This is a genomic window from Thiolapillus sp. (genome assembly GCF_048562965.1).
Classification (GTDB): domain Bacteria; phylum Pseudomonadota; class Gammaproteobacteria; order Chromatiales; family Chromatiaceae; genus Thiolapillus; species Thiolapillus brandeum_A.
In genome coordinates, this window is record NZ_JBHNMF010000440.1 from 1 (window position 1) to 2738 (window position 2738).

2 protein-coding genes are annotated in these 2738 nt (G+C 54.9%); one reads left to right on the forward strand and one right to left on the reverse strand.

The window, feature by feature from the left end; translation table 11 throughout:
• The coding region (locus tag ACOCD2_RS16040; RefSeq protein WP_419625786.1) for a hypothetical protein at positions 1-322 on the forward strand (322 nt) is incomplete at its 5' end.
• 32 nt (positions 323-354) lie between these two features.
• Here ACOCD2_RS16040 and ACOCD2_RS16045 read toward each other — a convergent pair.
• On the reverse strand, positions 355-2738 hold a 2384-nt coding region (locus tag ACOCD2_RS16045; RefSeq protein WP_419625787.1), incomplete at its 5' end, for a hypothetical protein.

The window sequence follows — 2738 nt, forward strand, 5'->3', positions numbered from 1 at the left end:
ACAGACCTGGATAAGGCCACAAGATGTTGTGGCGGAGATGAATGAAAGGAGAACAACGATGTTTTTGCTATTTATTTTTTTTGGTGCGCTGCTGGTACTGATTTTGATAGCCATGAACGAGAACGGCCAACTCCATAATCCGCCGGCGGAGGAACTGGCGAAGTACGAGGCCATCAAGGCGGAAGAAGACCGGCGGAGAATGGGGTTGGATGGTAGAAATGGAGGTTGTGAAGCATATAACCCCTTTGATGATCCTACCATTATTTCTGGTTTTCACATGTCTGCTATAGCGGACGTTTTCAGAACGGAATGGGACGACTGACCCGGACGTAACCTTAGCCATGTCGGGGCCGTTCACGGAGGATCATTCGCTGCACGCTCGATCAAAATAACCAGGGACCGGTCTCTCCCCAGGCCGGCCGGATTAACCAAGCTGTTGTTTTGTCGGGATGAGAGGGGCGGCAGGTCGATGCCTTTCTCCGCCAGTTCCTCCAGTTCCGGATTGTTATCCGGAAGTCCCGGGGCGCCACTCTGTTCAGTTGCCACCAACCGGGCCGCGTTCCAGCCATGAAGAGCATGCTCATACTCTGCCATTGAGGCATATTCCTGCGGGACGGGTTTGTTCTGGCGCAAGACCTCACCGAGTTCGGCATATGCTCTTCCCTTCAGGTTCGTTTCCAGCCCCGCCATACGCGCTTGCACGTAGCGTTGCTTGGCGGGGTCAGACAGGCCCAACACATCGGCTTCCTTGTTGAAAACGAAGCGCATGGTCTTGTCAGGATCCGGTATCCCGTTTGTGTAAAGGGCGGCGCCGCCCCGGTTTCGGGTCAGGTTGTTTAGCGCATCAGTGGCCATTATTCCATGGACCGTTGCATTGGGGACGCCTAGAGGGTCCTGTTTTTCCGGATCGAGTTCATCCGTTAGCAGCTTGGTAGCAGCTTCTCGTAAATCAGAAGCATTAGTAGATGCGCTCATGGCTTTCAGGCTATTGAATACGTTATCTGTACGCTGCGCCGTATTGATGAAGCCGTTGTCGTCTATAGCATTCTGGCGAATGTCGATTTTTCTTTTTGCCTTTTCCCCCACCTTGGAGTTGTCGAAGTGTTTTTTTGCTTCCGTCTTTCCACCCTTGGCGCGTTGCTTTGCCATGCTCACGCCCTTGTTGTGCATGGCACTGGGTGTTGGGGTGTTCACAAGCTTGTCATTGTAGGCCTGGGACGCAGCGTCAAACAAACCGCCTTCGCCTTTCGTATCCAGGATATCCTGCACCGGATGGCTGTCTGGGTGGCCGATGCCGCCCGACAGGTCATCGATTTGCTGGTTGGCCCGGGTGATGGCCGAGGTATCGGAGGATAGTCCAAGGTAGTCCTTGGCCATATCCAGTTTGAGTGAGGAATACTTCGAACTTGCTCGAGCAGTGGGCATGGCGGTGTCTTGATAGGCTACCCAATTACTGATGGCGTCCAGTTGTTCCGGTGTCATGGTGCGGTGGTATCCCATCTTATGCAATTGCTGACGCGTATCATCCAGCCGCTGGGCAAACTGTACTTTCGTATTCTGAGCGAGATTCTGCGCCGATGGGCCGGAACCGAAGTAACCTTTGTCCCGCATATTGTCCACGAACTGGTTGAACCGGTCCTGGTTCCACGAAGCAGAAGGACCGCTATCGCCGGCCTGCCAGCGGTTCGCCAGCACTTCGGCAATGGAGCCGCCGCTGGCACGAGTCGCGGACTGAACTTGCTGAGCGGTTTCCGTGATAGATTGTTGTTCGGCCAGAGCTTCCTCGTACTGCTGCTGATATTGCTCGGTCTCCTGGGCCATTTGTTGGAACTGCGCCGTATCCGACTCGATGGCCTGACGAAGAAGCGCGCCAACATCGGATTCAGTCAGCCGCCCTTCCTTCAGGTTCTGCTGATTGACCTTGTGCCCCTCCTCCGCGCCTTCCAGCAGTTTGTTGGCGATTTTGCCCGTGGCGCCAGCGCTGGCCTCCACACCGAGAACGGAAGCGATGGAACCCAGGGCCTGCTGAAGTTCTTTTTCAGCATTCTTGCCGGAGAATGAGCCATTCGCAATCCCTTGTAGTTTCGCCCCCAACCGCGCCATCACCTCATAGGCCTGTTCATTGGTGAGCTTCTTGTCATACCCCAAATCCTTGGCCACGGTTGCTGCCAAACTGTCGGCGAAGCTACCCTGGGTGGTTGTCTGGCTCTGCCCCGTAATATTCGAGCCGATCTGATTGATAGCGGCCTCCGTTCTTTGAGCGAGCCTCTGCCGTGAAGCTGCCACGGCAGAGCGGGCGGTCTTTGCGCGTTGTTTTGCACCGCTAACAGCACTAGATGCCTCTTTGGTAAAATTAACGTTTCCCGCTAAGCCCTTTAAGTAGGCGTTGGGGTCGGCCACTGATGAACCACGAGTATATTTGCTGCCAGGGCCAACCTGCATCCAAGCATTGCTGACCTTTTTGCCCCCATATGTGGAGAGCGGCTCCACCTTACGCAACTTGGGCGACGCTGAAGACGCATCGGTCTTGCTGGAAGCCGATTTACCCGCGGCCCCGGCAATGTTGGTCATAGCATAAGCGCCGCCGCCGAGGATGGCCAGGGTAATCATTGGTGTGGCCGCCAGGATTTCTGACGAAACCATGAGCTTTGTGGAAACGATATCGTAGAAGTGAATCGGATTGAAAGCGCCGTGCTGCCAGCTCCAGTAGAAGTTCTTAAATGCGGTTTTGGTTTGCT